Below are 3,342 nucleotides of genomic sequence, written 5' to 3'. Positions count from 1 at the left end.
GCGTTGGTGTCTGCCTTGTCCGATGTGCGTCGCGCCCTTCCTGGCGCAACGTTGATCGAGGCGGTGCCGGACTTCGTCGGCCTGAGCGATGTCGCGGACGTTGTCGGCGTGAGCCGGCAGAACATGCGCAAGCTCATGCTCACCCATGCGGCGAATTTCCCCGCCCCCGTGCATTGCGGCACCACCTCGATCTGGCACCTCGCCGAAGTCCTCGCATGGTTGCAGGACAAGGGCAGCTATGAACTGAAGGCGGAACTACGTGAGACAGCCGCCGCCGCAATGCAGATCAACCTGGCCAAGGCGGCGCGTCAGGCATTGCCGCGCGTTCAGCAGCAAGTGAGCGGCCTCATCGCCTGACCGAGGCATGCGGCGAATCGGCACAGCCGCGCGTCAGTGCGGCGGCTGCCGGTAACGGGGCACAGCAGCGGCGCCTTCCACGCGCACTTCTTCATTCTCGTCGTCATGCGCCCAGAAGAAGCGATCGAGCAGGTAGGCGCCCATACCGGGACGGAACGCATGGAGGGTTGCCTGATAGAGATACTCCTGGGCTTCGCGGGCGGCCTCGGCGGGCTCTTGCCCGTTCGCGAGCAGCGCGGCAATGGCCGCACCCAGCGTATCCGTCGTGCCCATCAGCCGGTGAGGAGGGCGGTCCCACATGTCCTGCCGCAGTTGACCTTCTTCGCCGAACAGCGTGTTGACGAGCCGATGGGTGCCCGTCTGCATCGACAAGATGTACTCGGCCCCCTGCGAGAGCAAATGCGCAATCGCGGCATCGAGGCCTGGAGCATCGGCGTCGCCATCGGGTTGCGCCAATGCAGCGAGCGTCGTCTGGTCCGCCACGAGCAGTGTGGTTTGCGGCGCGAGCAAGTCGGCGATCGATTCGCGCAGGTCGTCGGCAGCGAGGACGTGCTCGTCATCGACGGTGAAATCCGGCGCCAGGATCAACGGGATGTCGTCGTAGTCGGCGACGACTTCGGCGATCGCACTCACCACCTCCGCGCGCGTTGCCGCGCCGACCTTGAACGCGGCGATCGGCATGTCTTCGAGTAGCATGCGCGCCTGGGTGGCCACCACCTCGGGGTCGAGTCCTGTGACTTCGTCGCAGTTTGCGGAGTCGCGGACCGTATAGCCGGTGAGAACGGAAACGCCGTGGCAACCCATGCTCGCGAACGTGAGCAGGTCGGCCTGGATGCCGAAGCCTCCGGTCGGATCGGAAAGACCGAAAGTGAGAACAATGGGAGGAGCGGCGCTGGGCATGGCGGAGGTTGGGCAAGAACGGGTTGGGACGTCGCAAAAATGCGGTCGGCTCAATTATGCGGCTTTATTGATTCGGATGGCGCGATGGGCGTGCTCAATTCAAGGGCGTAGCCAGTGCGGCATCAAAAACGGTACCATCATGGCTCTTTTAATCAACGGACCTTTCGACGCGGCATAGGAATGGAATATAAAAGCTGGATGTGCCTCATTTGCGGCTGGATCTACGACGAAGAGGCCGGCCTTCCGGAGGAAGGGATCGCTCCCGGAACGAAGTGGGAAGATGTCCCGCTGAACTGGACTTGTCCCGAATGCGGAGCCCGCAAGGAAGACTTCGAAATGGTTCAGATCTGATCCGCGACGCGAGCGGCTGTCGGCAAGCCGCTCGTCATTTTGCGAGCGCGCGCTGCCCCTATGAGTTCTCCTCTCACGTCGAACTTCGAAGCGCTGCCGAACCCCCGCGGGGCGGCAGTGCGACCGGCTGAAGACGCTCTGGCTGAAGCGCGCCGAGCCTTCGATTCTCATGCTGCGACCGGCGCGCCGCTGCGTCGCGCAGCCGAGGCGTTGGCGCATGCCGGCTGGTTGCCGGCGCAACGGTTCGCCGAAACGCTGGCGCTGGCCTCGCCGTTCGCCGACGGCGCGTTCGAGGAGCGATTCGGTGCGGCGCTCGCCGATTTCCAAGCCGCGCTCATGCGGCGCAATCTGCGCGAGCTTGCTTGCTCGACGGTCCTGTTCGAGCACTACCGCGACCTGCGCTCGCGCATCGCGATGCACGCGGGCCCGTCGGACATCGCTTACGAAGATGTGGCGCTGGCGGGCAAGCCGATCGCTCCGGCAACGATGAGATCGATTGCGACGCCGCAGCTGGCGCGTTTGCGCGCGTGCTACGAAAGCGTGCTGCTCGCGTGGCTGCGCGGGCGTGATTCGGCGCACGGGGCGCTGGGCGATCTGGACGGTTACATCGAGCAGCTCGCCGGGCCCGATCCATACGATGTTTGGCGGCTCGCGGCCGCGTGCGCGCGAGCGCTGCGGGTGACCGGGCGAGCCACCACGGGCGATGCCGATGCGAAACGCTTCTATGCGCGGTGCAACCTGCTGCTCGGGGAGCAGGCGCATGGACTCCTGCTCGCTCCGAAGTCGTTCGTTCGTATGGCGCTTGCTTTGCTGTGGCGCGACTATGCGCTTTACGGTGCTGCCGCGGAGGATGCCGATCAGGTGGCGCTGCTCAACGACTACGGGCTGACGGTCGATTGGCATGTCGCCGGCAACATGGATTCCGAGGCGCGCTGGGAGGCTGAGGCGGCGCGCGAAGCGGGACAAACGGGCGTTCGAGACGGATCGTCCGTGCGCGAACTCGGAGTGCTGTCGATCCATGCGCCCGCTTACGAAGATTTTCTGCAAACGGCCGATATCGCGATGTCGGCACTCGCGAATCGTCCGGTATCGACCGACGCGTCCGCGGCGCTGAAGCTCTCCGAGGCGGCTTATCGGCTGGGGAGCGCGGGCTGCGCGCTTGGCCTCGGACACATCGCCGCGCTTGCCGACGCACTGGCGCTGGCCTGGCGTCTGACGGCGTGCGCCTGGCAGTCCGCCGCGCCGGAACGCCAGCCCGAGGCCCGCGCCGTGGATGCGGCCGCCCAGGCGCTGCGCGCGATGCTGTTGCGCGTGGCGGCCGGCGTGGCCCCGTCCGAATCTGGCGCATTTCATGCGTTGATGCAGTCGATCGAGCGCGCCGCGCCGACGCGCTCGTACCCGGCCCATTTCTGATCTCTCCCCTTGCGGCCCGTGCGCCGGCGCGCGCGTTGCGCAGCGCGCACAGCCGGCTGCGGCGGCGCGGCTGAAAGGCCCAGCCGACGTGATAGAGTGTGCAGTAATGAGGCATGTCGCCCCTTGGCGGCACGGCGGCCGGCGCTCGGTGCGCGGCCGTGCGCTGGCGCCCGAAGTCGAGGGCCGGTCCCGCACTGTCTTTGCTAGAATTCGAACCATGCCTAAGAGTAACGATCGCATCAACCTGACCAACCAGTTCCTGATCGCCATGCCGAACATGGCCGATCCCACGTTTTCAGGGACTGTGGTCTATCTTTGCGA

General features: G+C 65.9%; 4 protein-coding genes. 3 read left to right on the top strand and 1 reads right to left on the bottom strand.

Features of this window, described 5'->3' with window-relative positions; genetic code table 11:
* Nucleotides 1-357 (top strand): DNA-binding protein (locus VGL01_RS17505; protein ID WP_331571506.1); only part of this gene is annotated, 357 nt, incomplete at its 5' end.
* Nucleotides 358-390: 33 nt separating this feature from the next.
* Here VGL01_RS17505 and VGL01_RS17500 read toward each other — a convergent pair.
* Nucleotides 391-1,257, bottom strand: coding sequence for a hydroxymethylpyrimidine/phosphomethylpyrimidine kinase (locus tag VGL01_RS17500; RefSeq protein ID WP_331571504.1), 867 nt, complete (start codon nt 1,255-1,257; stop codon nt 391-393).
* Nucleotides 1,258-1,437: 180 nt separating this feature from the next.
* Between VGL01_RS17500 and VGL01_RS17495 the strand changes: the two genes are divergently transcribed.
* Both VGL01_RS17495 and VGL01_RS17490 read left to right on the top strand, forming a co-directional pair.
* Complete coding sequence (locus VGL01_RS17495; RefSeq protein WP_173256356.1) at nt 1,438-1,608, top strand: rubredoxin; 171 nt, start codon at nt 1,438-1,440, stop codon at nt 1,606-1,608.
* 60 nt (nt 1,609-1,668) lie between these two features.
* The gene (locus tag VGL01_RS17490; RefSeq protein ID WP_331571503.1) at nt 1,669-3,021 is read left to right on the top strand and encodes a hypothetical protein; all 1,353 of its coding nucleotides are present in this window, start codon (nt 1,669-1,671) and stop codon (nt 3,019-3,021) included.
* Nucleotides 3,022-3,342 lie beyond the last annotated feature (321 nt).

The organism is Trinickia sp. (genome assembly GCF_036503415.1).
GTDB lineage: Bacteria > Pseudomonadota > Gammaproteobacteria > Burkholderiales > Burkholderiaceae > Trinickia.
The sequence above is the reverse complement of the archived record's forward strand: the minus strand, read 5'-3'. Positions and strand labels throughout refer to the sequence as shown.